A 4132-nucleotide genomic window follows, 5' to 3' on the forward strand; every position below is an offset into this window, starting at 1 on the left:
TTATCGCGCTCAAGCGCACCTTTATACGGTTCAGCATAAGCGGTCATCACTTCGCTAGACAGCTTGCCTGCTTCCCAGCTTTCAGCAGCTAGACTGTGCGAGCGATGTGCAAGTTTGTCTTGTTCTTCACGAGAAATTTGATGCGTTTTCGCCATTTGCTCTGCTGTCTGTCCCATCGACAAACCGGTAGAGTACTCAGCTACCGCTGGAGGTACTGGCGCTAAGTCTTTTAAGCTTAAACGCTTGAAGATGTTTAGCTTTTGGCCAAGGGTCTTGGTTTTCTGTAAATCAACCAGCGCACGCGCAAGGTTCTTAGAAACCCCAATAGGTGATACCGACGTTGAATCAGCACCACCAGCAATACCTACTTGTACCGTACCAGCCATCATGCTTTCTGCGATGTTAACCGTAGATTGAAAACTCGTCGCACATGCGCGAGATACGCTGTAAGCGTCGGTATGAATATTCATGCCTGTGCCAAGCACGATTTCGCGCGCAATGTTAGGCGCTTCAGGCATTTGTACTACTTGACCGTAGACAACCTGGTCAACCCACTCTTTTTGAACACCATGGCGAACGAGAAGTTCGTTTACGACCATTTTACCTAGATCAACAGCCGGAACACCGTGGAAATATGTAGCCATTTTCGCAAACGGAGTACGCAACCCCGCGACAATGGCGATGCGATCACCCTCTCGGGTAGTAACTGATTGTTTTGTTGCCATAATGCACCTAAATTAATGACCGACTTCCGTTTGAACTTATCGCCCCAAAGTGGTCTGACCTGTAATAAACTCGATTTTTACAAACAATGAACAAAATAGCAAATAATGCAGGGTTAAGGGCAACATAAATGAAACTAAAGTTTGCCCTGTTTACAAATTTTGACCGTTTTATGCTATCGAAATTTAAAAAGCTTGCTTTGCATCCAACCGCATATCGCATTTTTATTACTGTTTGACGACTTGAAGAAAGATAGAATGAACCTTATATGGAAATGAAAGTCTGTTTTGTGTCATTGTGACGGGCTAGAGCTATCTAAATTAATATGTAATTTACTTTTTAGCTAAGCGATCACTTTATAAGATATTTAATAAATCTATCGTTCAAATGACACTTCCTGATAACGAGAACTCAAACGGAAATTTTGCATTATGGCAGCAGCGCAATTTCAACAGTTACACGCTTATTTAGACCAACAGATTATCGGTCAGCATGCGTTAACCAAAAGCCTTCTAATCGCTCTTTTGGCCGACGGCCACCTTCTGGTAGAAGGTCCTCCAGGGCTTGCAAAAACACGCGCAATCAATGCACTTGCTAATGGTATTGACGGCGACTTTCATCGCGTACAATTTACCCCAGACCTTCTGCCTGCCGACTTAACCGGTACAGACATATACCGTCCCGAAACCGGTGAGTTTGTTTTTCAAAAAGGGCCGCTTTTTCATAACTTAGTGCTAGCCGACGAAATCAACCGCGCACCAGCAAAAGTGCAATCGGCTTTGCTTGAGGCCATGGCGGAACGTCAAATTACGGTAGGCAGTAAAACCTACCCTCTTCCTCCGCTATTTTTAGTAATGGCAACGCAAAACCCGCTAGAACAGGAAGGAACTTATCCACTACCTGAAGCACAGCTAGACCGATTCTTAATGCACGTGGACATCGATTATCCTGGCGCCGAGACAGAATTAGAGATATTGCGTTTAACGCGAGGTGAAGCCCTCTCAGAACCGCCTGTTACGCCACCAACGCTAACTCAAGACGATATTTTTACGTCGCGTAAAGAAGCGTTGTCTTTGTATATGGCGCCTGAGTTAGAACAGTATTTAGTTCAATTGATTATGGCCACACGTCAGCCTGCAAATTTTGACGCGGAATTAGGCCAGTGGATAGCGATGGGAACAAGCCCTCGAGCAACCATCAGTCTAGATCGCTGTGCACGCGCTCACGCATGGCTTAGCGGCAGAGACTTTGTTGGTCCTGATGATATTCAAGCTGTGGTTCACAACGTGCTTCGCCACCGTATTATTCTGTCATATCAAGCCGAGGCTGAAGGCGTAACGATTAACGACGTACTTGATAAGATTGTTGCAACTGTCGCAGTCCCTTAAGCTATGGTGAATGTACAAGCGCAGCTAAACAAGCTGCAAAGTAATGGCGTCTCGTTGTCTACAGCAGAATTATTACGCTACCAGCAGTTAGCTAAGCTGTTTAGTTTGGCGCCTAAACGTATGCCACAAGCTAAACTTGCTGGAAGTTATCTCACCAAGCACAAAGGCCGAGGCATGGAGTTTGATGAGGCCCGGCATTATCAGCCCGGTGATGATATTCGCGCTATTGATTGGCGCGTTACTGCGCGCACGGGTAAAACTCACACTAAAGTGTATCGGGAAGAGCGAGAGCGCCCGGTTTTTCTATTCTGTGACTACCTACCTTCAATGGCATTTGGCACGCAGCTGCTTACTAAAGCGGTGCAAGCCGCTCATGTATCTTCATTAATTAGCTGGTCAGCTGCTGCTCGCGGCGATAAAGTTGGCGCGCTGGTATTTAATCAGCAACAGCACAAAGAAATTAAACCACTAACACGCAAAAAAGCCGTGTTGCACGTGTGTCATGAACTTATGGCATTGCACGAACAGAGCGCGCAATCTGAGCCGGACAAAGACAAAGACGAACAAGCTTTTGCCGATGCGTGCGCTAGGGCAAGACGACTAGCAAGACCTGGGAGCTTGGTTTATCTGGTATCAGACTTTCAGCATTTAAGTACCCAAGCTATTCAACACTTAAGTCACTTAACTCGACACTGTGAAGTGAGGGCTATCGTGATTAACGATCCAATAGAACACGCTTTGCCGCAAACCAGTTCATTACAAACCGTCAGCGTTTCTGATGGTCGAAACCAACAACGTTGGGTGTTAGGCGACAATACAGAGCAGCAGCACTATCAAAAATGGCGCAGCGAACACAATAGCGCGATTTATAGCACCTTGCGCAAAAACAATATCGCTCGATTCAGTGTTTCAGCGGGTCTTCCCTTAGACGAACAGCTTCAAAGTATGCAGCAAGAACAACGGTTGGAGCTTAATTAATGCAGAGCAACAATCTTTTATCAAGCCTTTTATCCAGTTCAGCTCAAACGACATCGGCTAATCAAATGCCAGTGCCACCTCAGCAGCAAGACCCACTTGCTCAGCTGCGCGATATACACGTACCTACAGAGGTCAACGTTTGGCCATTAGATTGGGGTTGGTGGGTCGCTATCGCAGTAGTCTTACTTGCTCTATTTTGCCTATATAAAACTATCACTGCTCACATACGTCACAACAAGGCGCGTAAGCAAGCTTTAGCCTTACTTGAATCGATTTCGGCACAACAAAGCAATTGGCCCGTGGCGTTAAACTCAATTCTAAAACGCACGGCTATGAGCTATTACCCAACTCAGCAAGTAGCTGGGTTATACGGTAAACAGTGGCAAGCGTTCTTAACCTCTGCATTGAAAAGTAGTGATAGCAAACTTGAAAGTGATTTAGGTTTGTTAGTAAGCAATGTTTATCAAGCCACCCCCAACCCTAGTGATTTTGAAACCTGCAAAGGGGCAGTAAAAAACTGGCTTTCAAAAGCCAAACTGCCAAAAAACAAGGGGGCTTACGGCGGTGTGAATGATGGCGGTCTAAACGATGGCAGCCCTCATGATAAACAAGCCAAGGAGCCGCATCATGCTTAATTTTGCTTGGTGGTGGATCTTTTTCGCACTTCCCTTGCCTATTATCGTACGCCTGCTTTCTAAAAAAGCACAAGACATGCCCATGGCTGCACTGCGGGTTCCAAGTTTACGACCTGGCGATGTGTCAGAGCAAACCCAATTGAAACAAACCAGAATACCGCTAGTGGTAAGTAGCTTAATATGGCTGCTGCTAGTAACGGCTGCCGCGCGCCCTCAATGGTTAGGAGAGCCTGTTAGCATACCAAACGAAGGTCGAGAAATGATGTTAGCGGTAGACTTATCGGGTAGTATGAAGATAGATGATATGCAGCTAAATGGCCGACAAGTTAACCGTTTAACCATGACTAAGTCGGTGGTTTATGACTTTATTCAGCGGCGCGTTGGCGACAGAATTGGCCTTATCTTATT

Annotated in this window: 5 protein-coding genes; 4 read left to right on the top strand and 1 reads right to left on the bottom strand. The window is 45.9% G+C overall.

Going from position 1 to position 4132, the window contains the following annotated elements:
* Window positions 1-725: thiolase family protein (locus tag QVA83_RS17625; protein ID WP_502711474.1), on the bottom strand; the 725-nt coding region annotated here is incomplete at its 3' end.
* Between the two features lie 429 nt (window positions 726-1154).
* Between QVA83_RS17625 and QVA83_RS17630 the strand changes: the two genes are divergently transcribed.
* The 4 genes from QVA83_RS17630 to QVA83_RS17645 form a co-directional block, all read left to right on the top strand.
* Complete coding sequence (locus tag QVA83_RS17630) at window positions 1155-2111, top strand: AAA family ATPase (protein ID WP_014948808.1); 957 nt, start codon at window positions 1155-1157, stop codon at window positions 2109-2111.
* A 3-nt stretch (window positions 2112-2114) separates the two neighbouring features.
* Window positions 2115-3089 (top strand): DUF58 domain-containing protein, encoded by a 975-nt coding sequence (locus QVA83_RS17635; protein ID WP_110287762.1) that lies wholly within the window; start codon window positions 2115-2117, stop codon window positions 3087-3089.
* Window positions 3089-3724 (top strand): DUF4381 domain-containing protein, encoded by a 636-nt coding sequence (locus QVA83_RS17640; RefSeq protein WP_287498751.1) that lies wholly within the window; start codon window positions 3089-3091, stop codon window positions 3722-3724. The genes QVA83_RS17635 and QVA83_RS17640 overlap by 1 nt, the downstream gene beginning before the upstream one ends.
* A partial coding sequence (locus QVA83_RS17645; protein WP_502711475.1) for a vWA domain-containing protein occupies window positions 3717-4132 on the top strand: 416 nt, incomplete at its 3' end. The genes QVA83_RS17640 and QVA83_RS17645, both read left to right, overlap by 8 nt.

It is taken from the genome of Alteromonas sp. AO-Serp, assembly GCF_017849675.1.
GTDB lineage: Bacteria > Pseudomonadota > Gammaproteobacteria > Enterobacterales > Alteromonadaceae > Alteromonas > Alteromonas macleodii.